Annotated in this window: 21 protein-coding genes, 7 tRNA genes and 1 rRNA gene; 22 read left to right on the plus strand and 7 right to left on the minus strand. The window is 39.7% G+C overall.

Translation table 11 applies throughout. The annotated features are described in order from the left end of the window. The 3 genes from rrf to ACQKEZ_RS15885 form a co-directional block, all read left to right on the plus strand. Positions 1–95, plus strand: a 5S ribosomal RNA gene (gene rrf / locus ACQKEZ_RS15875); the annotation flags it as partial. A gap of 41 nt (positions 96–136) precedes the next feature. Beyond that, positions 137–211 (plus strand) — tRNA-Asn (locus ACQKEZ_RS15880). A 1-nt stretch (position 212) separates the two neighbouring features. Beyond that, positions 213–285 (plus strand) — tRNA-Thr (locus ACQKEZ_RS15885). Between the two features lie 169 nt (positions 286–454). On the opposite strand, the gene ACQKEZ_RS15890 is transcribed toward ACQKEZ_RS15885, so the two are convergent. Next, positions 455–1,069, minus strand: coding sequence for a site-specific integrase (locus tag ACQKEZ_RS15890; RefSeq protein ID WP_427302437.1), 615 nt, complete (start codon positions 1,067–1,069; stop codon positions 455–457). A gap of 378 nt (positions 1,070–1,447) precedes the next feature. Between ACQKEZ_RS15890 and ACQKEZ_RS15895 the strand changes: the two genes are divergently transcribed. The 11 genes from ACQKEZ_RS15895 to ACQKEZ_RS15945 all read left to right on the plus strand — a co-directional run bounded on the left by ACQKEZ_RS15895 (position 1,448) and on the right by ACQKEZ_RS15945 (position 11,886). Next, positions 1,448–1,933 carry a hypothetical protein gene (locus ACQKEZ_RS15895; protein ID WP_427302438.1) on the plus strand — a complete coding sequence of 162 codons (486 nt, stop codon included), beginning with the start codon at positions 1,448–1,450 and terminating at the stop codon, positions 1,931–1,933. Positions 1,934–1,941: 8 nt separating this feature from the next. Next, positions 1,942–2,871, plus strand: coding sequence for a hypothetical protein (locus ACQKEZ_RS15900; RefSeq protein ID WP_427302440.1), 930 nt, complete (start codon positions 1,942–1,944; stop codon positions 2,869–2,871). Positions 2,872–2,888: 17 nt separating this feature from the next. Next, positions 2,889–3,020 carry a hypothetical protein gene (locus ACQKEZ_RS15905; protein WP_427302442.1) on the plus strand — a complete coding sequence of 44 codons (132 nt, stop codon included), beginning with the start codon at positions 2,889–2,891 and terminating at the stop codon, positions 3,018–3,020. A gap of 339 nt (positions 3,021–3,359) precedes the next feature. After that, complete coding sequence (locus tag ACQKEZ_RS15910) at positions 3,360–4,478, plus strand: tetratricopeptide repeat protein (RefSeq protein WP_427302443.1); 1,119 nt, start codon at positions 3,360–3,362, stop codon at positions 4,476–4,478. Further along, positions 4,468–4,668, plus strand: coding sequence for a RapH phosphatase inhibitor (locus tag ACQKEZ_RS15915; protein WP_427302445.1), 201 nt, complete (start codon positions 4,468–4,470; stop codon positions 4,666–4,668). Before ACQKEZ_RS15910 ends, ACQKEZ_RS15915 begins: the two co-directional genes overlap by 11 nt. A gap of 559 nt (positions 4,669–5,227) precedes the next feature. Continuing rightward, entirely contained in the window at positions 5,228–5,923 is a 696-nt protein-coding gene (locus ACQKEZ_RS15920; RefSeq protein WP_427302447.1) for a FadR/GntR family transcriptional regulator, read from the plus strand. A 96-nt stretch (positions 5,924–6,019) separates the two neighbouring features. Beyond that, complete coding sequence (locus ACQKEZ_RS15925) at positions 6,020–7,273, plus strand: enolase C-terminal domain-like protein (RefSeq protein ID WP_427302449.1); 1,254 nt, start codon at positions 6,020–6,022, stop codon at positions 7,271–7,273. 66 nt (positions 7,274–7,339) lie between these two features. Beyond that, a complete protein-coding gene (locus ACQKEZ_RS15930; protein WP_427302451.1) occupies positions 7,340–8,350 on the plus strand; it encodes a zinc-dependent alcohol dehydrogenase in 1,011 nt (336 codons plus the stop codon). Positions 8,351–8,361: 11 nt separating this feature from the next. Then, positions 8,362–9,117 (plus strand): glucose 1-dehydrogenase, encoded by a 756-nt coding sequence (locus tag ACQKEZ_RS15935; protein ID WP_427302453.1) that lies wholly within the window; start codon positions 8,362–8,364, stop codon positions 9,115–9,117. 156 nt (positions 9,118–9,273) lie between these two features. Continuing rightward, positions 9,274–10,659 carry an MFS transporter gene (locus ACQKEZ_RS15940; RefSeq protein ID WP_427302746.1) on the plus strand — a complete coding sequence of 462 codons (1,386 nt, stop codon included), beginning with the start codon at positions 9,274–9,276 and terminating at the stop codon, positions 10,657–10,659. Between the two features lie 264 nt (positions 10,660–10,923). Continuing rightward, entirely contained in the window at positions 10,924–11,886 is a 963-nt protein-coding gene (locus ACQKEZ_RS15945; RefSeq protein ID WP_427302455.1) for a bile acid:sodium symporter family protein, read from the plus strand. A gap of 54 nt (positions 11,887–11,940) precedes the next feature. On the opposite strand, the gene ACQKEZ_RS15950 is transcribed toward ACQKEZ_RS15945, so the two are convergent. Genes ACQKEZ_RS15950 through murQ form a run of 6 tightly spaced genes read right to left on the minus strand, consistent with a single transcriptional unit; the run spans position 11,941 to position 19,672 of the window. Then, a complete protein-coding gene (locus ACQKEZ_RS15950) occupies positions 11,941–13,182 on the minus strand; it encodes an exo-beta-N-acetylmuramidase NamZ family protein (RefSeq protein ID WP_427302457.1) in 1,242 nt (413 codons plus the stop codon). Positions 13,183–13,193: 11 nt separating this feature from the next. Continuing rightward, positions 13,194–15,116, minus strand: coding sequence for a glycoside hydrolase family 3 protein (locus tag ACQKEZ_RS15955; protein WP_427302459.1), 1,923 nt, complete (start codon positions 15,114–15,116; stop codon positions 13,194–13,196). Positions 15,117–15,129: 13 nt separating this feature from the next. Continuing rightward, positions 15,130–16,485 (minus strand): penicillin binding protein PBP4B, encoded by a 1,356-nt coding sequence (gene pbp4b / locus ACQKEZ_RS15960; protein ID WP_427302461.1) that lies wholly within the window; start codon positions 16,483–16,485, stop codon positions 15,130–15,132. 19 nt (positions 16,486–16,504) lie between these two features. Further along, positions 16,505–17,881 (minus strand): PTS transporter subunit EIIC, encoded by a 1,377-nt coding sequence (locus ACQKEZ_RS15965; protein ID WP_427302463.1) that lies wholly within the window; start codon positions 17,879–17,881, stop codon positions 16,505–16,507. Beyond that, the gene (locus tag ACQKEZ_RS15970) at positions 17,878–18,747 is read right to left on the minus strand and encodes a MurR/RpiR family transcriptional regulator (RefSeq protein WP_427302465.1); all 870 of its coding nucleotides are present in this window, start codon (positions 18,745–18,747) and stop codon (positions 17,878–17,880) included. The genes ACQKEZ_RS15965 and ACQKEZ_RS15970 overlap by 4 nt, the downstream gene beginning before the upstream one ends. A gap of 13 nt (positions 18,748–18,760) precedes the next feature. Further along, complete coding sequence (murQ, locus tag ACQKEZ_RS15975; RefSeq protein WP_427302466.1) at positions 18,761–19,672, minus strand: N-acetylmuramic acid 6-phosphate etherase; 912 nt, start codon at positions 19,670–19,672, stop codon at positions 18,761–18,763. Positions 19,673–19,932: 260 nt separating this feature from the next. Between murQ and ACQKEZ_RS15980 the strand changes: the two genes are divergently transcribed. The 8 genes from ACQKEZ_RS15980 (at position 19,933) to rsiW (ending at position 22,821) form a co-directional block, all read left to right on the plus strand. Beyond that, a tRNA-Glu gene (locus tag ACQKEZ_RS15980) sits at positions 19,933–20,007 on the plus strand. A gap of 16 nt (positions 20,008–20,023) precedes the next feature. Continuing rightward, a tRNA-Val gene (locus ACQKEZ_RS15985) sits at positions 20,024–20,099 on the plus strand. A 3-nt stretch (positions 20,100–20,102) separates the two neighbouring features. After that, a tRNA-Thr gene (locus ACQKEZ_RS15990) sits at positions 20,103–20,175 on the plus strand. Positions 20,176–20,203: 28 nt separating this feature from the next. Further along, positions 20,204–20,288: transfer RNA gene (locus tag ACQKEZ_RS15995), tRNA-Tyr, on the plus strand. 4 nt (positions 20,289–20,292) lie between these two features. Beyond that, positions 20,293–20,364 (plus strand) — tRNA-Gln (locus ACQKEZ_RS16000). A gap of 134 nt (positions 20,365–20,498) precedes the next feature. After that, complete coding sequence (gene rocF, locus ACQKEZ_RS16005) at positions 20,499–21,410, plus strand: arginase (protein WP_427302468.1); 912 nt, start codon at positions 20,499–20,501, stop codon at positions 21,408–21,410. Between the two features lie 207 nt (positions 21,411–21,617). After that, positions 21,618–22,181, plus strand: a complete 564-nt coding sequence (gene sigW / locus ACQKEZ_RS16010; protein ID WP_427302470.1) for an RNA polymerase sigma factor SigW — start codon at positions 21,618–21,620, stop codon at positions 22,179–22,181. Positions 22,182–22,194: 13 nt separating this feature from the next. Continuing rightward, positions 22,195–22,821 carry an anti-sigma-W factor RsiW gene (gene rsiW / locus ACQKEZ_RS16015; protein ID WP_427302472.1) on the plus strand — a complete coding sequence of 209 codons (627 nt, stop codon included), beginning with the start codon at positions 22,195–22,197 and terminating at the stop codon, positions 22,819–22,821. Positions 22,822–22,902 lie beyond the last annotated feature (81 nt).

Here is a 22,902-nt window from a genome sequence, read left to right on the forward strand (position 1 = left end):
GTCACACCCGTTCCCATACCGAACACGGAAGTTAAGCTCTTCAGCGCCGATGGTAGTTGGGGGTCTCCCCCTGTGAGAGTAGGACGCCGCCAAGCCTTTTGATTATATCCTTCCAATGGAAGAAGTTCTTTATCATTCCGCAGTAGCTCAGTGGTAGAGCTATCGGCTGTTAACCGATCGGTCGTAGGTTCGAGTCCTACCTGCGGAGCCATGCTTCCATAGCTCAGTAGGTAGAGCACTTCCATGGTAAGGAAGAGGTCAGCGGTTCGAGCCCGCTTGGAAGCTTTCCTCTAAATGTTGATCTGACAAGGTTTCTCGATGATGAGAAGGCTTTTTTTTATGTCTTTTTTTATTGCCTGGGGACGCAATGGGGACGCATTATCGAATTTGCAATAAGTTTGATATAGCATCAGCCACCAAAGTGTCTGCTTCTTTGACTGCATGTGTGTACGTATCAAGTGTTGTTTTTACATTTGCGTGTCCCAAACGTTTTAATATTAAAGCCAGGTATCTTCCCGATTTGATTAATTAACATAGTAGCATGTGTGTGTCGCATATCATGCAATCGTATTCTCTTTATATCATGTCTTTTAGTAAAACGCTCCCACCATGTATTCAAAGACGTTGGATAAAGCGGTTTGCCACGATCACCACCAAATAGTAAAAGCTTATCTTTATCTCCGGGACAACCTTCCCACAGCTCACCTAACATCAATCTGTTTTTCTTTACTTCTCTTAATAAGATCGCTGCTTCTTTCATTATTTCCACAGGTAATGAGATGGTGCGATTTGATTTAGATTTAGGCTCTTTAAAGCGGTATCCATACTTTTTAGTATATTGTAGGCTCTCATCAATTCGTACTTCATTCGTTTCAAATGAGAGATCACTTTCATCAATTGCAATTAGTTCACCGCGTCTGAAACCACCTGTAAGAGCAAATTTGATTTCTACCCTATGAATATGAAATAGTTCCACTTCCTCATCTAGCAATTTAAAGAGATATTTGATCTCTTCCTCGGTGTAAATGTCATTTTGTGGTATATTATTACAAAATATAAAATATGTCAATTTGCTTAGGTGTATCCTCGTATAAAAGCATAAATATCCCTATATATTTTTAGTGTGTAAATTTGTTGAAATAAGGATTTAATTAGTTCGGTGAAGGCAGCTATAAAAATGATCGTCATATTACGTTTTTTGAGTATCATGATTTTAACGGGTCTAGGATTATATGCAGTAAACACTTTTGTGCCTCAATTAATGTTGCCAGTGTATGTATTAGCAATTATTGCTTTTCTTTTTTACGTAATTAGCAATTTTGTAAAAAAGGGAAGGGATAGTGCTTAATGTCGAATATATAAAACTTAAAGCTCATTTAATGTGAATACCATTATATTGTATTGTTGTAGCATAATTACTAAATTAAACTTAAAGGTGGTTTAAATTATGAAAAAAATCAATACATTACTACTCTCTTCAATACTTTTAGCTGGTACAATATTTCCTGTAACTGTTTCAGCAACAAATGTTGATGAAACTGAGTGGATAACGATTGCAGAAGATTCCTCAACTGATTCTGTATCACATTCAACTAACAAAATCTTGGCCAAAGCTGACTATGTTACTAATTGGAAACTAAGAAAAACCGGTGGAGTGATTGGGGAGATATTTAAATGTAACTACAGCATGTTAACGACAGCGAAATCAAAAGGGAAAATTGATTATATTGAAGCAAAATCACGACTATACGGTGGAGATGGCGGCCTTTCCAAAAGTAAAACCGATTCTGCGAAAAAATCAAATTATGCTGGAGCTAATGCTGCCGGTCCCGTAGATGCAGGTTGGGGATGTAAAGGCAAAGCAATTGGAAATTCATTATATAAAGATGACGGCTATAAAACTGTGAGTCGCCAAAAGACTTTTAAAATTTAATAGTGATTATGAGACGAAGAACGACTTTATTCATAACAACTTCCATACTATTACTAGTGACATTTATTTTATTTGTCAGACAAGAAAAAGTCTCTGATGAAAAAGAATATAATGATGAAATGATGGATGTTACTGGTCCAGGAACTGAAACCGTTTCATATGGTATCTACGAACCTGAAGGACAGCTACTTGATAAATTAGATATAGGAGTCATTAAAAACAACCAGATTAACAAAGTTCTATCCTTTTCGCACTATATAGACGCGGATAGAAAGTACACGTTATTGTTACTTGCAAATTTCAAGCAAATAGAATTTTCTGCAGATGATCAAAGACCAGCTAACTCATACACATTTGAGATGACTAAAGACCAGGTGATCACATTACCTATCAAAGCCATATTACCAAAAAATGTTGGAGAAATAGCATTTGTTGTCGTTCCTGAAGCAAAGTATCATTTGAAAGACAACGATATAGATATAGCCACAGGCTTACAAGAGAACTTCATTATGCGATACATTACAAAAAATGCTTCATCTTACAAAATTAGAAGTGAACAACCTCCTATATATAAAACAGATGAATTGACTGGAGAGGAAATTTTCATGGCTTCAGCAAAAATTTCAAATAAAGTGCTATATACCTCTAAAAGCCAAATGCCTGTCTATCTCCAAATTGATAATACAAGTGATGTGAAAATGAATTATGCTTTAGTCGCATTCTTGGAACACGAACAACAAAAACTCGATGGGAAACATGTGATGTATGTATCTGTAGAAAAGGAAAAAACAAATGTTTATAAAATGAAATTGCCAAGAGTTAAAGAGGAAAAGAATTTTCAAGTAATTGCTTTTCCTGCACCTTTTGATAATAGTTCTAAATTTGAGCAAGTTAATTTTAGAGGCTATTCTTCTATCAGAACGTTAATTCAACCTTAGGATTAGGAGGCAATTTTATGTGGATCATTATTATTTTGCTGATTGTATTGATTGGATTTACAGGGAACATGGTGTCGCTTTTGAGAAATATTAAACAATCTAATGAAAAAATTATAAAATTATTAGATGATAAGCATCCACCAAAATAGTAACATGCATGGGAATATGATTTATCACTGCCAGTATAATTGTTGAGATACTCGTAGTAATTATCACAGTAGTAATCTACTTTATTAAAAGTAAAAAAAGAATAACAATGTATACAGCTAAAGAAAAGGGAGTTATTTTTGCGAACGAACATTTGATCGGTTTTGATTATAATCTAAATAGTAATTCACCCCTTTTATAAGAAGTCTTGAAACCTGACTATTGATATATGTAGTCAGGTCTTTTTTTGTTCTTTTTGCGGTTTCCTTGCGGTGCTTGTAAATTATTGCATATGATAATATATGTAATATAAGGGATTTTGGTGGAAGGGGAGTATAGGGATGGAGAAAGTTATTTCTTCACATGTTGGTGTGAAAATAAATGAATGGTATAGAATGATACGTCAATTTAGTGTTCCAGATGCAGAGATTTTGAAAGCGGAAGTGGAACAAGAGATTGAGAGGATGGAAGAGGATCAGGATTTACTGATCTACTATCAATTGATGTGTTTTCGGCATCAAATTATGTTAGATTACATTAAACCATCAGAAGAGAGGTCGCCTTCCGTTTCTGATCTGGTTGATAAAATAGAAAATTCTAATCATCAACTTTCCGGAATGTTGCAATACTATAATGCTTTCTTTAGAGGCATGTATGAGTTCAGTAAGAAAGAATACGTACAGGCTATTCAATATTACAAGATTGCTGAGAGGCAGCTCGCACTGGTTGTAGATGATATTGAGCAAGCGGAGTTTCATTTCAAAGTGGCTGAAGCCTACTATATTATGAAACAAACTCATGTTTCTATGCATCACATAATAAAGGCGCTTGAAATTTACGATCAGTATGAGTTATACAAGATTAGAAAAGTTCAATGCTTATTTGTGATAGCAGGAAATTATGATGATTTTAAACAGTATGAAAAAGCATTAATACATCTGAATAAAGCCTATTCCATCGCTGAAGAAATAGCGGATAATAGGTTGATTGCCAAGGTACTTTTAAATATAGGAAACAATTATGAAAAAAAACAAGATTATGCAAAGGCTATCCAATATTATCAAGAGTCCCTTGAAATATCAGAAGATGGTGTGGACGATGTAAAATCGGTCATATATGTTAACCTTTGTTGGGCGCTATATAAGACAGGAGAAAATGATGAAGCATCCAAATTAGTGGATAAAGCTTTGAAACTTGTCTCTCATAAAGAGAACCCACACGAAATTTTATTAATACGTTCTATAAGAACAACATATGAAAGTAATGATGAGGATGAGATTCAAGCTATGCTTCAGACATTTGAAGAAAAGCAGTTGTTTGTTTTCGTAGAAGAATTCACTAAAAATCTTGCAGTTATTCATGAAAAAAGAGGAAAGTTTGAGAAAGCAACAGAATATTACAGGATGGCATTTCAAACCCAACATAATATTCAAAAAGGAGAGTGTCTTTATGAGTTTTAAAAAAATGATTGTTATAAGCTCTATTATCTTTCTAGGTGCAGGTGTATATGAAGTATCTAGTATGATTAAACCAGCATCAAACCGAAATACAACAATGGAGAAGTCGAATAGAAATACAACTTTCATTCCACAAAAAATCGATCCAAACACGACCATGATCGATCGGAATACAACATCTCATAACATATAGACAAAATGAAAACAGACCTTGATTGGTCTGTTTTCTTTAAGGGGGACAAATTGGGGACGAACTAAAATTGTCACCCTCATTCTAATCTTTTCTAAACCATAAACACAATAAACGAAACCTTATTATAACGGGTTATTCCATACATACATTTTCTAAGACTTTTGCTGACATCCTCCATGGTAAGGAAGAGGTCAGTGGTTCGAGCCCGCTTGGAAGCTTTCCTCAATAGGTTGATCTGGCAAGGTTTCTCGATGATGAGTAGGCTTTTTTTATGTTTAGATTTTTAAGTTGTGGATGATTTTGGGATCGGAATGATATTACTATTTCTGTGAGAGTATCAGTTTCTTTCATTGGTTTTATAGATAATGAAAGTAAAGTAGAGTTGTTTTTGAATCATTTTTTATGAGAAAATGCTAATTTGTAAGAGGCTTTCAGTTGAGGTTCCGTAGGCTCTCCATGGCTATTAAAAAAAACAAAAAGAAAGCGTTTACTTGGAGGGTAACTTCATGCTATGATCAATTCATAACTTGTATGACATGTTACAAGAGAGGGAATAAATTTGGAATTTGACTCTATAGACAAACAAAACATTGTGAATATGGTATATGAACAGCTTAAAGATAATATCGCAAATGGTAACTGGGAGCCTGGAAGCAAACTGCCATCTGAACCGCAGTTACAGAAAATGTTTAATGTGAGCCGAGTAAGTGTTCGAAGTGCTATTCAACGACTAAGGGATCAGGGGATTGTTGTTACTCATCATGGTAAAGGATCTTTTGTGTCAGAGAAGGTTGGTCAATTTGACATACATGATATTCAAATGATTTTGCATTTAAGTGAGAAAGAATTTTTGGATATGATGGATTTTCGGCAGACAATTGAATACAAATGCATTGATTTGGCTGTGAAGCATGCAACAGATGAGGATTTTGAAAATATGGAGAATGCACTCAATGCGATGTTAAGATATCGTGATGATTATAAGAAATATTCAGAGGCTGATTTTAACTTCCATTTAGCTATTGCTAAGGCTTCGAACAATAAGGTGTTTTATAGTGTCATCCATTCTATACGAGATCTGTACTATCGTTATTTAGAAGAGCTGAATCGAGTGATCGGTGTTACGCTGGAGAGTATTGAAGTTCATTTGCAATTATTCAGGGCCATTCAGAGCAGAGATGCCGAGAATGCCAAAGAGATATTGAATCAGGCGATGGAAGATAATATAGAAAAAATCAATATGATCAAGGATTAAACATTACCTCTTTATTAAGAGGTAGTATTTTTTCATAAACTTGTAGGACAACTGACAAGAATAACCAAAATGTTTTTATAGGGAAGGAGCTCTACCATGATGGATTTAGAAATTCGTGATGTCAAAGTGATTTTAACAGCACCTGGAAATATTGACTTAGTCGTTGTAAAAGTTGAAACAAATGAACCAGGCTTATATGGTTTAGGGTGTGCTACTTTTACACAGCGGATATTTGCTGTGAAATCGGCAATTGAGGATTATTTGAAACCATTTCTTATTGGGAAAGATCCGAGAAGAATTGAAGATATTTGGCAGTCTTCTAATGTAAGCGGTTACTGGAGGAACGGGCCAATCATGAATAATGCTCTATCTGGCATTGATATGGCACTCTGGGATATTAAAGGTAAATTAGCTAATTTGCCTGTGTATGAATTATTAGGAGGAAAATGTCGGGATGGTATTCCTCTTTATCGCCATGCTGATGGTGCAGATGAAAAGGCTGTTGAGGAAAATGTTCTGGCATTAATGGAAGAGGGATATCAATATGCAAGGTGTCAAATGGGAATGTATGGTGGGAGCGGGACGACGGATACACGTCTAATTGCAACGGTTTATGAGAAATCCAATCGAATTATACCTAAACGTTCTCCAAAGGGTGCTTTACCTGGCTGCTATTTTGATCCTGAAGCTTATGTAAAGAGCGTTGATAAGCTATTTGATTATCTTCGATCTAAGATAGGTTTTAATATGGAGTTCATTCATGATGTTCATGAACGGATTCCACCAATCGAAGCTGTAAGACTAGCCAAAAATTTAGAGCCATATCACTTGTTTTTCTTAGAAGATCCTGTTGCTCCAGAAAATATCGAATGGCTTCAAACGATTAGGCAGCAAAGCTCAACACCGATTGGGATAGGGGAGTTATTTACCAACGTAAATGAGTGGAAAAACTTGATTATCAATCAACAAATAGATTTTATTAGGTGTCATGTCAGTACAATCGGAGGAATTACGCCAGCGAAGAAATTGGCTGTATTCAGTGAATTATTTGGAGTAAGAACAGCTTGGCACGGGCCAGGGGATATTTCTCCAGTCGGTGTGGCTGCTAATCTTCATTTAGACTTATCTTCTCCGAATTTTGGAATTCAAGAATGGACAGTGTTTAATGAGGCGTTACAGGAAGTGTTCCCAGGCTGTCCAAACGTTGATAAAGGATTTGCTTATGTGAATGACAAACCTGGTTTAGGTGTTGACATTGATGAAGAGAAAGCGAAACAATATCCACCTTTAGGCGGAATTCCTTCATGGACACTTGCTCGTACACCAGACGGGACTGCCGTTCGACCTTAAGGATGAAAAAGATGATGAAGCTTATTGCTAAAAAACAAAATAATTCTTGTAGAAGGAGCGGGTTGAATGAAAGCAGGGACATATCTATCACCAAAATGTGTAGCAATGACGGAAAGGGAAATTCCAGTACCCAAAAAGGATGAAGCATTAATTAAAGTTTCTTATGCAGGGATATGTGGCACAGATATGATGATTTATCATGGGTTACATCCGAGGGCAGAAGCACCCCTTATTCTTGGACATGAATTTAGTGGAATTGTGATAGAAGCTGATGAAAATCATCATGTTAAAAAGGGAGATAAGGTTGTGATAGAACCACTTTTACACTGTGGGGTTTGTTCAGCTTGTCAACAAGGGCAAGCGCAAGTTTGCAAGGATTTGAGATATATAGGCATTGACCAGAATGGTGGTTTTGCTGAGTATGTTGCCATTCCTGTTCACAGGCTTAGGGTCTTGCCAGAATCCGTTACAGAAAAAGAGGGGGCAATGATAGAACCTCTGGCTGTAGCTGTTCATACCGTTCGACGATCGAAGCTAAAGATTGGTGATACAGTTGTAATTCTTGGGGCAGGTCCTATTGGGCTTTTGATAGGTTTAATAGCAAGACAGGCAGGTGCTGGAAGGATTGTTATTTCTGATGTAAGTTCAATGCGTTTAGAAACTGCTAACGAGATGGGATTTGAAGCAATTGATGCACGACATACGGATATTTCTCACGTCATTAAAAAATATACAGATGGTGTTGGGGCTGATGTCGTTTTTGAAGTAGCGGGCAATCAGGCGACAGCTAATCAAATGATTGAATGTGTGAAATATCAAGGTGAAGTTGTGGTGGTTAGTGTCTATAAAAAATCTCCAACGATACAACTTGCAGCGATGCATTTCCGAGAAATTTCATTAACAACGACACGTTGTTATAGTTCGAGTGATTTTTCAAAAGCGATTGAATTACTTGAACAACAAAAGATTCAACTTGATGTATTGGTGTCTCACACTCTTCCATTAGAGGAAATACAGACTGGCTTTGATTTGATGGAAAATCCCGATCAGGCATTGAAAATTTTATTTGAACTATAGGAGTGGTGTTTATGAATCAGGCATTTAATTTACAAGGTAAAACTGCTGTGATAACTGGGGGAACGCGTGGGATTGGTAAAGCAATTGCTCTAGGTCTAGCTGAATCGGGAGCAGATATTGTTTTGCTCCAACGATCGGATGATACATCGGCACAAGAACAAATTAGAGCTTTAGGTGTCCGGTGTGAAATAGTTCGCTGTGATATGGAAAATTTAGATGAAGTAAAACAGGCGATTCCAAAGGCAATCGAGATTATGGGTTCGGTTGAGATTCTAGTGAATAATGCAGGTATTCAAAGAAGGGCGCCAGCTGTTGAGTTTACTGAACAGGATTGGGATGATGTGATCAAAGTAAATTTAAAAGCTGTATGGGTTCTTTGTCAGCAAGCGGGAAGACATATGCTTGACAAAAAAAGTGGAAAGATCATCAATATCGCTTCTATTGCTACATTCCAAGGAGGGTTATATGTTCCTGCATATGCATCTGCAAAGGGGGCAGTTGGTCAACTGACCAAAGCACTTGCAAATGAATGGTCTTCCGAAGGAATTAATGTAAATGCGATAGTGCCAGGTTATATCGCGACTGAAATGAACACTGCGCTGATTGATGATCCTGTTCGTAGTAGGCAAATCTTAGAACGAATTCCTGCAGGTCGCTGGGGAAATCCAGATGACTTTAAAGGTGCGGCTATTTTCTTAGCATCAGATGCTGCAAACTACGTGAATGGTCATTTACTAGCTGTTGATGGTGGTTGGCTTGGACGATAATGAACAGCAATTTAAGATGTGCCTCCGTGAGCGATAAAAAGAGGGGGCACTGAAGATACATCATGCTGAGTGGATTCCCTTCCTTTTTGAAAGCGTTTTCGTTATGTGCATCTGACTTACGTGTGTAAGAGAAATACAAACAAAGGGGCGAATATGATGAGGGTAGACAGCAATCCAATTCCTGAAAACAAGGCAGTTCCAGTGCAAGTAAAGAAAACGAAAGTTCGTTGGTTCATTGTCAGTTTTTTATTCATTGTGACGACAATTAACTATGCAGATCGTGCCACTATTTCAGTTGCGGCAACGCCTTTACAAAGTGATTTAGGTATCAGTGCAATAACGATGGGGTTTATCTTTTCAGCTTTTAGCTGGTCCTACGCACTTGGTCAAATTCCTGGTGGTTGGTTATTAGATCAATTTGGAACGAAGAGAGTATTGTTTTGGAGTCTTTTTCTTTGGTCATTCTTTACGTTATTACAAGGATTTGTTGGTTTTTTTAATGCTTCTACAGCTATTATTTTGCTTTTTGTTCTTAGATTTATTGTAGGTCTTGCAGAAGCCCCATCGTTCCCGGGGAATAGTCAGGTCGCAGCTTCGTGGTTTCCTGATCATGAGCGTGGAACTGCATCCGCTATTTTTAGTGCATCCGCCTTTTTAGCGATTATTGTATTTACGCCATTTATGTCTTGGATCACAACGTACATGGGATGGGAACATGTCTTTACCATCATGGGTGCATTAGGGATCGTTATCTCTTTTATCTGGTTAAAAGTAATTCATAATCCAAAAGATCACCCTCGTGTGAATCAAGCAGAGTTAGATTATATTGAAGATGGTGGCGGTCTGTTGGATATGATGGATTCAAACGCCAATAAAGGGACCGCACATAAAAACGGAATGAAATGGTCTTATATTAAGCAAATTTTGAAAAGTCGTATGCTCGTTGGTGTTTACATTGGACAATACTGCATTTCAACACTCACATATTTTTTTATGACATGGTTTCCTGTCTACCTTATACAAGAACGAGGGATGTCAATACTAGAAGCGGGATTTGTAGCAGTTTTGCCTGGGCTTAGCGGTTTTATAGGCGGTGTTTTAGGAGGAATCTATTCGGATTATTTGCTGAAAAAAGGAAAATCGCTCACTTTTGCTCGAAAGACGCCAATTATTATTGGGATGATTCTATCAAGCAGTATGATCGCATGTAATTATACAAATGCAGAATGGCTTGTAGTTGGAATTATGGCATTGGCTTTCTTTGGCAAAGGATTTGGACAATTAGGCTGGGCGGTAATGGCTGATAGTTCTCCAAAAGAAATTGGAGGGTTAAGTGGCGGCTTATTTAATACATTTGGCAATATTTCTGGCATTACAACACCTATTATCATTGGTTTTATCATAAATGCAACCGGTTCATTTCATGGAGCTCTCGTTTTCGTAGGCGTCAATGCGATTGTTGCTATGTTAAGCTACTTGCTGATTGTAGGAGAAATTAAACGATTGGAATTGCATGATGACTCGTTGGGGGTAAGAGATTAAGAAGAAAAAGGGGGCAGCTCAGGTAGAGTGGCTGCTTTTTTTGTTGCGAAAATGATGAATTAGGTGTGTCGGCTATTGAACGAATGACAGAAAAACATCGAGCAACTGGTATACCAATTGATGTAGTCAGAAAGGATACCGCAAGTAACCTGCTCACATCATATGAAAAAGCCTCTTATACACTTTGTGGATATTGGGCTTTTTTGCTTTATCTTTGATACACTGAATGAAGTGAATTGAAAGAGAAGAATGGGGGTGGCCGACATGCTTGTGCGGTTGAATCAAGTGCTCGGCCGTATTATGCCGCTTATTACACCTGCAAGTGTATTGTTGGGTGTTTTATTTGCGGCATATTTGCAGGATTTGACGTTTTTGGTGCCGTGGATATTTGCAGTGATGACATTTGTGGGGAGCTTAGGCGCTAATTTTTCCTCTTTAAAGCATACAGTCATGCATCCATTACCGTTGATTTTGTCATTTTTGATACTTCATGTTTTCATGCCATTATACGCATGGATGACAGGGCACCTAATCTTTTCAGGGGATTCAATGACGATTGCAGGCTTAACATTAGCTATGGTTATTCCAACAGGTGTGTCTAGTTTGATTTGGGCAGCGATGTATAAAGGCAATGTAGGACTTACTTTATCCATTATTTTAATTGATACGATGCTTTCTCCTTTTATTGTGCCTGCCAGTATGTCGGTGCTTGTTGGAACGCACGTGCATATGGATATTATGGGAATGATGAAGGGGCTATTTGGTATGGTTGTTCTTCCCTCTATACTAGGTATGCTAGTAAACCAGTATGCGAGGCCTTCTGTAACGAAAGGCATCAATCAAACCCTTGCTCCTTTTTCAAAAATAGGTTTATTTGTTGTTGTTTCTATTAATAGTTCTGTGGTGGCACCATATTTGCGTGTATTGGATGCGGCGTTTTTTGGTAAAGCGGCTGTTGTGTTTTTGATTGCGTTGAGCGGTTATATTTTTGCTTGGCTCATTGGAAAGCTGATGAAATGTTCCCAAGAGGAAATTGTGGCGATTGTCTATACAGGCGGTATGAGAAATATTAGTGCTGGTGCAGTTCTTGCTATTAGTTTTTTCCCATCTGCTGTTGCTGTACCAGTCGTGATTGGGATGCTGTTTCAGCAGGTGCTCGCAGCGTTGTTTGGGTACTTGTTGAATCGGTTTGAGCTAAAAAACGTCATGGCGACAAAGGCATTATAAATGAGTGAACCTTAATTAGAAACAGGCTGCCCCGATTGGGAAGCAGCCTGTTGTCTAATAAATAAGATAGTTTTTACGTTTTTTCTCAAAAGCTTTTAGATCATGTTCATAACGTTTCATGATTTGTTTGATAGATGTCCCTTTGTTGATGTCCTCTTTGATCCAGCCGTTGCCAATCAGCTTATCAAAGCTACCTGTTTGTAGGAATTGAAAATCCTTTGGATATAAGTCATGAATGGCTTTTATGAGAGATATTCCTGTTTTGACAGCTTCAAAGGAAGTACGATCCGTAATATATAACTGAACGCCATGAGATAGCGTTCCTGCGTGTTTTGAAAAAGTTGGTGTGAATGAAGCGGGTCTAAATTGAACGCCTTTCAGTTTTAATCTATTCATGTAATCTGCCAGCTCATTGCTATTGATATAAGGTGCACCTATGAGTTCAAAGGGTTTCGTTGTTCCTCGTCCCTCTGAGATGTTCGTTCCTTCAATTAAGCCTGTTGCTGGATAGACAAAGGTGCTGTCTACAGTCGGCATGTTTGGTGAAGGCAAGACAAATGGGAGTCCGGTGTCATCAAAGGTCATCGAGCGCTTCCATTTTTTCATTTTGACAATGGTTAGATCTGCATTGATGTTGAATTCTTTATTGAACATACGAGCTAGTTCTCCTGTCGTCATCCCGTGTCTTAATGGGATTGGGTAAAGCCCAACGAATGATGCATATTCCGGTTCTAGTACAGGCCCTTCTACTTTTAACCCACCTATTGGATTTGGTCTGTCCAGTACAACAAAAGGAATGTTGTTTTCCTTTGCGGCTTCCATCGCATAAGCCATCGTATAAATATAGGTGTAGTAGCGTGTTCCCACATCCTGAATATCAAATAACAGAATATCAATGTCTTTTAGCATATCTGCTGTTGGTTTCCTTGTTTTACCGTATAGAGAATATACGGGAATGCCTGTTTTTTCATCAATATACGATTCAACGCCTTCACCTGCCTGAGCGTCGCCACGAACGCCATGCTCAGGACCGTATAGAGCGGTCAATCTAATGTCAGGATGCTCGTATAGGAGATCGACGCTGCTTTGCAGGTTCGCGTCAATACCAGTCGGATTGGTAATGAGTCCGACGTTCTTTCCTTTCAGCAATGACAATTGATTTGTAAGTAATGTTTCAATGCCAGTTTTGACAGTTGTTTTTTGTCCTTTAGAAAGCTGATATTCAGTGGGAGAGGCTGCAGTTAGTGTACCAATCATCATGATGCTAGCGAGCAATATACATGCGGTTTTTTTCACGAGTGTTCCTCCTATTTGATTGGTTTTCCATTCATATTGAGTCCATAGCCAAAAGGGTAAAGGACTTGATCTGGATTTGTCACTGATGGTATATCAACTGGGAGTCTTCCTTTAGGTGTTGCGGCGCCAAAAATGATATCAATGCCGGCTGGAATATTCGGTTGTTTGAATCGACCATTTGAATAGCCTTTAAACCCATAGACGGCGATTAAGGCTTCTGCTTCTTCAAAATTTGCCGCATCATAAGGGTTTCGTAAGCTCATGATGACATGCTGTTTGTTTTGTGTTTTTGCTTCCTTCATCACAGCGCGGGGAAATGCAGTTGCCCATTTTTTCGGATCTTGAACATTGTCATCAATGACACCGTCATTCACAGCGGGGTCATTTTGAACAACATAAGAGCCAGTAATGATGTAATCGGCTTTTGCTAATTGGTCGCCTGTTTGTGAAGAAAATGTTTTGTCTGCAAAGGCATATGTTTCGATGGATACAGGTTTGATTTTCTTTTGATTGATTAAGGATTCAATGGTTTTAGACATGGCTTCTGTTTGATCTTCATAAGGTGCCATTACTAGTACATGATCCTTTTTCTTTGGCTTGAACGGCAAGGTTTTATGGTTGTTTTTGAGAATGGTGGTGCCTGCCTGTGCCATTTTAAGTTCAGTTTTCAGGTGTGATTTCTTTCCAACCATTCTTTGTGCTTGCTTGATTTTTTTCTCTAGGTTGATTTGTTTTTGTTTGGTGATGATGCCACGTTTGATCTTTAAGTGAATGATTTTTTCGACTGATTGGTTGATTTGAGAGAGAGGGATTTCTCCACTTTGTATAGTTTCCTTCACTGATTTGAAAACGCTTTCTAAATTCTTTTCGGTTTTTAGCGATGTGACAGGTGCGGGCATGAGCGCGATGTCGACACCTGCTTTTAGTGCCATAATGACAGCTTCCTCCTGACCAAAATTATCTGCTATTGCCTTCATGTTTAAGGCATCTGTGACGACAACGCCTTGAAAGCCCATTTCCTCTTTTAACAAATGAGTGATGACTTTCTTAGACAGTGTGGCTGGAACCATGATGTCTTCTCCATCTTTTTTACTTGTATAGGTTGTGTCATCGATCGCGGGAAATTGGACATGTGCTGTCATGACCATATCGGCACCTGCGTTAATGGCTTGCTGAAATGGATAAAGCTCTACTTTTTTCAAACGATCTATGCCATGTTTTACAAGAGGTAATCCGTAATGACTGTCTACTGCTGTATCACCATGTCCTGGGAAATGTTTCAGGGTAGAGATAGTGTCTTGCTTTTGAAGACCTTTCATTGTTTGTAAGCCAAGCTCTGATACGAGTTTTGGGTCTGAGCTGAAAGAACGAACGCCAATCACAGGGTTGTTTGGGTTATTATTCACATCAAGGACAGGAGAGAAATTTGTGTTGATTCCTAACGTTTTTAATTCCTTCCCGATGATTTTGCCAGTTTGATAGGCGTTTTTTTTACTTCTTGCGGCACCAATCGACATATTTCCTGGGAAATGTGTGCCTGTTTCAAGTCGTGTGACAATACCACCCTCTTGATCAATGGAAATGAGTAAGGGGATGGTTGGAGAAGCCTTTTGAAACTCATGTGTTAATTTGACTGTTTGTTCTGTGCCAGTGACATTCTCTGCAAATAGAATCACTCCGCCAAGATGATATTTTTTGACAATATCAGCGACTTCATCGTTCATTTTTGTCAATCCTGTGGGAGTTGTTTCATCCTTTGTTTGCCAATGACGGAAATCAGGCATGAGCATTTGCCCAATTTTTTCATCTAATGTCATGCTTTGAACGATTTGTTTCGCACCTGGTGTAACAGGGGCAGAGCTGACCTTTTCCAAGGGTATAGAAGAGATCAGCAGGGCAAAAAGAATCGCTGCGGGGAACAAAGATTTTAACATCGAATTCCTCCTATTACTTTAATGATTCATAGATAGCGGTCATGATGCTTCCGTAAGTGCCTGTCGGAAAAAGGTCGCCTTCAAATTGATTCGGATTGGTTTCCGGTGAAATGACAGGTGAATGTTTTTTATTGGTGAGTAGAACAACACCTAGCTGATGCTTTGGGTCAATCAATGTCATCGTTCCTGTCCAGCCGGTGTGTCCATATGCTTCCTTACTTGCATGCTTTCCAAACATCCATTCCATATCAGCGTTGCCGTTTTTACGCCAGCCCAATCCATAGGTAGGGTTCGTATCTGATGCCTTGGTGAATAGGTCAATGGCTTTTTTATCGAAAATGGTCTTCTTTCCGTACCCGCCGTCATTTAGCATGAGCTGTAAGAGAACCGCCATATCGCTTATATTTGAGAAAAGTCCAGCGTGTCCAGAAATACCCGCCATTGAATGATAGGCTTTTTCATCATGTACTTGCCCAATGATTGTATGATGTCGAATGTTTTCAAAGGTAATGACCCCATCGCGTGTGTTGCCAAGGCGTTCAGTTGCCGCAAAATGCTTTGGTTGAAACCCTTTTTGCAGTGGATTGAACTTGGTATGTTTGAGACCTAGTGGTTTATAGATGGTGGACTCGACATATTGGTCGAGGGTCATTCCTGTTTTTTTCTCAATGATCATTCCAAGCAACATATAGTCAATATCACTATAAATATGCTGAGTTCCTGGTTCGTATTGAAGTGGTACTTTCGGTAAGAGTTTCATGGTCAGATTGCGATCCTGAGAAAAGAAGGAGCCGGCAGCTTCTTTGCTGTAAAAAAGAACACTTGATGGAAGCCCGGCGGAATGGGTTAGTAAATCTTTTACACGAAGCTTGTTTTTACCTGTTACTTTCTCATTTGGATCATCTTTAAAGTCAGAAAGAATGGACTGAACGTGCTCGTTGATATCTAGTTTTTGTTCATAGACTAGCTTTTGTAAAGCGTAGTTTGTGGCATACATTTTGGTATTAGATGCAAGGTCGAAGAGGGTGTCTTTTTTCATTTTTTTGAAAGACTTGAGTTCACTTGTGCCATCATACTTTTGACGATAGCCGTATGCCTTGTGATGAACAATTTTGTTATCTTTAATGATGATGAGTGTTGCTCCTGGAAATCCAGCTTTGATGTCTTTTTCAATCATTTGGTCAACCTTCCTAAGCTGCCTAGAAGAAAAACCAACTTGTTCTGGTTTTTTTGCTTTTGTTAATACCGGATATTCTTCAGGTGCTGTTTTAGACAAAGACGAAGCAGGAAGGGGACTCGTTGCAAAAGTTTGTACAGGTATGACAAGGAACAGAAGCAGACAAGTAGTCAAAAGAAAGCTTTTCTTCAATCGTTGGTCCTCCTTTTTATTATGCAGTTTCGTCAAATTCAGCAGCCATGTCGTCATGAAAGCCAAAGAGGAAGGTGAAGATAAATCCGGCAACATAGGCGATCAATAGGCCGATGAGATAAAGGACAATTTGATGTGTGTGCACTAAGAAGGTGAGTGGTAGCCCAGAGACTCCGATGGACGTAGTAGCAATCTGAAAGGCCGATTGAAATGCACCGCCGATTCCAGCGCCGAGACAGGCAGTGAGAAAAGGTCTGCCGAGCGGCAAGGTAACACCAAAGATAAGGGGTTCACCAATACCAAGCATACCTGACGGAAGCCCGCCTGCGATGGCTCTTTTTAGTTTTTTCTTTTTTGTTTTGAGATAAATGGCAAATGCAGCTCCAACTTGACCAGCACCACCCATCGCTAAAATCGGAAGAAGTGGGTCATCTCCAATTGAATTAATCAGTTCCATATGAATGGGTGTTAAACCTTGGTGAAGACCTGTAACGACTAGTGGAAGGAAGGTTGCGCCTAGGATAAAACCGGCAACGATGCCGCCCATGTTTAATAAGTATGTCAGTCCGGAGGTAATTGTATCCGAAATGAATCCGCCCACTGGCATGAAGATGACATAGGTAACGATTCCTGTAATGAGAAGTGTGATGGTTGGTGTGACGATGATGTCAAGTGACTGTGGGACTGTGCGTCTAATTCGAGTTTCAATCAATGCCATAAAGATGGCTGCTAACAGAACCCCGATTAATCCACCTCTACCTGGTAATATACTTGCGCCAAATAGTGTAATGTCGGCAGATGCAGGGTTGATGATTAAAATTCCGGCTAAAGCACCTAAGGCGGGAGATCCACCGAATTCTTTCGCGGCATTTGATCCAACTAAAATGCCAAGATAAGCGAAGAGACCTGAGCCGATAACGGTTAAAATGATGGCAATTTGAGATTTCTGATCGAGCCAACCTGCTTGAACAATAGCCTTTGTGATACCAGTAATGAGTCCTGATGCAACGAGTGCGGGAATGATAGGGATAAAGATACTAGCGATTCGACGTAAGAATAATTTGAAGGGTGTTCGATTCTTTTGTGAGATCGCTTGTTTGTTTTTGTCTGCTTCACTCTTTAAATCGAATTGCTTGGAATTAAGAAGCAACTTTTCAAAAGCATTCGATACTTGATTGACTACACCTGTGCCTAAGATAATCTGTAGTGATTCTGCTTCAACGACCCCGATGACACCGTCTATTTTTTTTATTTCTGCTGTCTTTATTTTCTCATTGTCAACGGGTGTTATGCGGAGTCGTGTCATACAGTGTGTGTGGGAGGTGATGTTATCAGGTCCACCGCAAAGCGCAAGAATGTTTTCAGCTAGTTGCTGATACTTTTTTTGATCTTTCATGATGAATCCCCCTTTGATTTTCTTTTCATGGAGCGTATGGCATTTCTCGTTTTATCTATATATTGGGCTGTTTTCTCGTATTGGCGGGCAGCTAAGCCGAGAAACAACACGTCGATGATGTAAAGCTGTGCCATTCTGGAGGAAGTGGCTGCACTGCGAAATGGTGCTTCATTAGATCCGGATGTCGACAACTGAACGTCACAAAGAGATGAGACGCTTGTGTGACCTGGGTGTGTTAGACCAATTGTTTTGACATGATTGTCTTTTGCTAGCTGTAGTGCTTGGATGATATCTTCTGTTTCTCCAGAAAAAGAGATACCGAAGACAACGTCATCTTTTCCTGCATTCGCAATTACTGTGGAGGCGATATGCATATCAGAAAAGGCAGTTGCAGGTTGATTAATTCTTAAAAATTTTTGTTGTGCATCTGAGGCGACAATACCTGATGCACCGACACCGATAAAATGAATTTGTTTGGCTGAAAGAAGCAGTTGAATGGCTTCTTCTAATGCTTCTACATTCAGAATAGACGAGGTGTCTTTAATAGCTTGAATGGAGTTGCCTGCTGTTTTTTGAATAATAGAGTGAATGGGTTCATCTTGCTTAATGTCACGATATCCTTGTTTTTCAGGATACATTAAATCTCCAGCGATACGCATTTTCAAATCATGAAATCCGTCAAGGCCTAGGGATTTGCAGAGGCGAATGACAGCTGAGCTACTCGCCCCAGCTGCCTGACTGATTTCATGTACAGTGCTTTTGATGACTTTGTCGGGATGGGCTAGCATGTAGTCTGCGATGATTTTTTCAGATTGTGGAAGCTGTGGTTTGATCGCGTGTAAAAGGGTAAGTCCACCCGCTGACATGTGATCGCCTCCTTTATGATTGATGTATTTCTATGGCTTTGTTAATGTGTCCGTCTGCTTGATCGAGTAGTGTTTTTGCTGTTTTTTTGTCTGTTTGTGTTTGAAGCATGACAATGGCTGTTTTGACTTCTAAATCTGCCTCTTCAAGTGCTTGTTTTGCTTGGTTGTATGAGGCGTTTGTGACAGTTTGAATAATGGTGATGGCACGTTCCTTTAATTTGTGATTGCTTACTTTCACATCAACCATGAGGTTTTCATACACTTTCCCATGTCTAATCATGACAGAGGTGGAAAGCATGTTTAAAATCATTTTATGAGCTGTTGCGGCTTTCATTCTTGTAGAGCCTGTAATGGCTTCAGGGCCAACAATGACTTCGATGGCGCAGTCTGCGAGCTGACTAATTTCTGCTTGGGCATTACAACTAAGTGCAACAGTCTTGGCTCCGACAGTTTTGGCATAGGAAAGTGCACCGATAATATAGGGCGTTCTGCCACTTGCTGCGATGCCAACAATCGTATCCTTAGGCGAAAGGCTGATGTGTTCAAGGTCTTGTCTGCCTGCTTCTTCACTGTCTTCAACATCTTCAGCTGCATGTGAGAATGCGGAGTCACCGCCAGCCATAATGCCAACAATCACATCGGGTGCAACACTATACGTAGGCGGACATTCAACCGCATCCATGACGCCAATTCTGCCACTCGTTCCAGCTCCTAAGTAAATGAGTCTTCCTCCAGTTGAGATGGATTCATAAGCAAAGTCACTCGCTATTTTGACTTGCTCTAGTACGCCATTTACGGCTTGTGCGACTTTCATATCTTCTTGGTTAATGGTTTTGAGCATATCGAGCGGATCTGCTTGTGAAATGTTCGTTGTATTTGGATTTCTTGATTCTGTTGTCAAAGATCGCAATTGGGATGGCTGCATCCTAAACCTACCTCCTGGCGTTTATGGGACTTTTTTTCTTTCTTAATTTTCAGTATATTCGTCGCGGTATAAAATTTCAATATATTTTTTATTTTGTGAAATATTATTTTAGATAGAGGAAATATATATAGAAAAAAGTAGGGATAAAAGCGCTCAAAAAGTTTGAAAATAAAAAAAATAAAAATTCCCTTTACAAAGGGCACTTATCATGTATATAATAACCTTTGTCAGCTTCAGAGAGACAATAAACTTGACAAACTGGCCCGTTGGTCAAGCGGTTAAGACACCGCCCTTTCACGGCGGTAACACGGGTTCGAATCCCGTACGGGTCACCATGATTTTTTTGAATGTGGAGGATTAGCTCAGCTGGGAGAGCATCTGCCTTACAAGCAGAGGGTCGGCGGTTCGAGCCCGTCATCCTCCACCATATGCCGGTGTAGCTCAACTGGTAGAGCAACTGACTTGTAATCAGTAGGTTGGGGGTTCAAGTCCTCTTGCCGGCACTGTTTTACTTTTATCAATTTTATATGTGGAGGGGTAGCGAAGTGGCTAAACGCGGCGGACTGTAAATCCGCTCCCTCCGGGTTCGGCGGTTCGAATCCGCCCCCCTCCACCATTTTTGGGCTATAGCCAAGCGGTAAGGCAACGGACTTTGACTCCGTCATGCGTTGGTTCGAATCCAGCTAGCCCAGTCAAGACACCTTTTTCAGAAAGGTGTCTTTTTTCGTTTGTGGTGAAATGTATAACTATTCAAAAAATTGTCCAGTTGAGTCAAGAGACGTTCGGAATATAAAATAAGGAGGATGGATGGAAAGGGGTTATTCATATGGTGGGTAAAAAGAAGGTTGCACTGATTGGTGTTCCAATGGACCTTGGTCAAATGAGAAGGGGCGTTGACATGGGCCCGAGTGCTATTCGTTGTGCAGGCGTAAAAGAAAAATTGGAATCGCTTTCTTTTGAGGTGGAGGATTTAGGAGACATTCCAGTCGCTCAACGAGATGATGAGAAAGGGCTTAAAACGGATGGGAAACTGAAAAACTTGACGGAGAATGCTGGTGCAAATGCGTTATTGGCTGATCAGGTAGACGGTATTGTTCAATCAGGTTCATTTCCACTTGTTTTAGGTGGAGATCATAGCATTGCCATTGGTACGTTGGCAGGAGTGTCAAAGCATTATGAGAATCTTGGTGTGATTTGGTATGATGCACATGGGGATTTGAATACGGAGGAAACCTCTCCTTCTGGCAATATTCATGGGATGCCGCTTGCTGTAAGCCTTGGGCTAGGTCATTTTGATTTAACAGATATTGGTGGTTATTCACCGAAAATTAAACCGGAAAACCTTATTTTAATTGGTGCGCGTTCGTTAGACGAAGGTGAAAGGGCATTGATTAAGGAAAAAGGCATTAAGGTATATACGATGCATGAAATTGACCGAATTGGTATGACGAAGGTGATCGAAGAGGCCATTGCATATTTGAAGGAGCGAACAGACGGTGTGCATTTGTCACTTGATTTAGACGGATTAGATCCAGCGGAATGTCCGGGGGTTGGAACGCCGGTTGCAGGAGGAATTAGCTATCGTGAAAGTCATTTGGCGATGGAGCTTTTAGAGGAGTCAGGGATTTTGACTTCTGCTGAATTTGTTGAGGTTAATCCAGTTCTTGATGAACGAAATAAAACGGCAGAAGCTGCTGTTGCACTTATTGGTTCTTTAATGGGTGAAAAATTATTATAGATAGGATGAAAAAGATCGGGAATAACCCCCGATCTTTTTTGTTTTAAAACGGGCGGCATGAAATTTAAGAATATGTTAAGGTTTTAAACGGCTGATAAGCATAACACGGTGTCAAAAATTTGTTAAACTATTTTTATAGGATGATGAAACCTTTTGAAAAGAGGTTCGTATACATAAAGACCGGTGAAGGCAGAGGTTGAATATACTATGGAAACAATGATAAAAAAGAGAATTAAGCAAGTGAAAAAAGGCGATCAGAACGCATTTGCAGACATCGTAGACCTGTATAAAGACAAAATTTATCAGCTGTGCTATCGTATGCTTGGGAATGCACACGAGGCGGAAGATATTGCGCAAGAGGCGTTTATTCGTGCTTTTGTGAATATTGAAAGCTTTGATGTGAACCGTAAGTTTTCCACATGGCTGTATCGAATTGCAACCAACCTGACCATCGACCGTATCCGTAAAAAAAAGCCGGATTATTATTTAGATGCAGAGGTGGCAGGAACAGAAGGATTGAACATGTATTCTCAAATTGCTGCCGACGGTGTATTGCCTGAGGATGAAGTGGTGTCTCTTGAGCTGTCGAGCACCATTCAGCAGAAAATTTTAAGATTACCCGATAAATATCGCTCTGTCATCGTATTAAAGTATATTGATGAGCTTTCACTGAAGGAAATTAGTGAAATTCTTAATATACCTGTTGGTACGGTGAAAACGAGGATACACAGGGGTAGAGAGGCTCTCCGGAAACAGTTGAGAGACCTTTGAGTGAGGTGATTTGATGAGCTGCCAGGACAGAATCGTCCAGCTTATGCATCAGTATTTAGATCGGGATATTCTGCCCGAAGACGAAAAAGTATTAAAGGACCATTTGTATTCGTGTGAGGAGTGCCATACTCATTTTCAGCAGATTGAGAAATCCATTGCGCTTGTGCAAAGTACATCACATATAGAGGCTCCGTCTGACTTTACTGCAAAGGTTATGGCAGGTTTGCCGAAGGAGAAGAAACGTGTATCCATTCAAAGGTGGATTAAGGCCCATCCGCTGATTGTGGCAGCCGCCCTTTTCATGATTCTCATGGGAGGCAGCCTGTTTACAAGCTGGAACACCGATCACAATTTCAGTGTATCAAAACAGCCGAATCTCGTTGTGGAAAACAATACAGTGACTGTGCCTAAGGGCGAAACAGTCAAAGGTGATGTCACTGTGAAAAACGGGAAGTTGATTGTAGAAGGTAAGGTCGAAGGAGATGTAACGATCGTCAATGGGGAACAGTTGACAGCTTCTGCCGGACAAGTCACTGGTCAAATCAATGAAATTAATGAAGTGTTTGATTGGGTTTGGTACAAAATGAAATCCGCTACGCAAGATGTCATGCGGGTCATTGGCCCAGAGGAGCAAAAATAATCAAACCGTCAAAGAGCAGTTCATTTTCAGAGCTGCTCTTTTTCTTGTGATCAAGGACGCGGCGCATATTATAATTAAGAA

It is taken from the genome of Bacillus sp. NPDC077027, from assembly GCF_050269555.1.
Lineage (GTDB): Bacteria > Bacillota > Bacilli > Bacillales > Bacillaceae > Bacillus.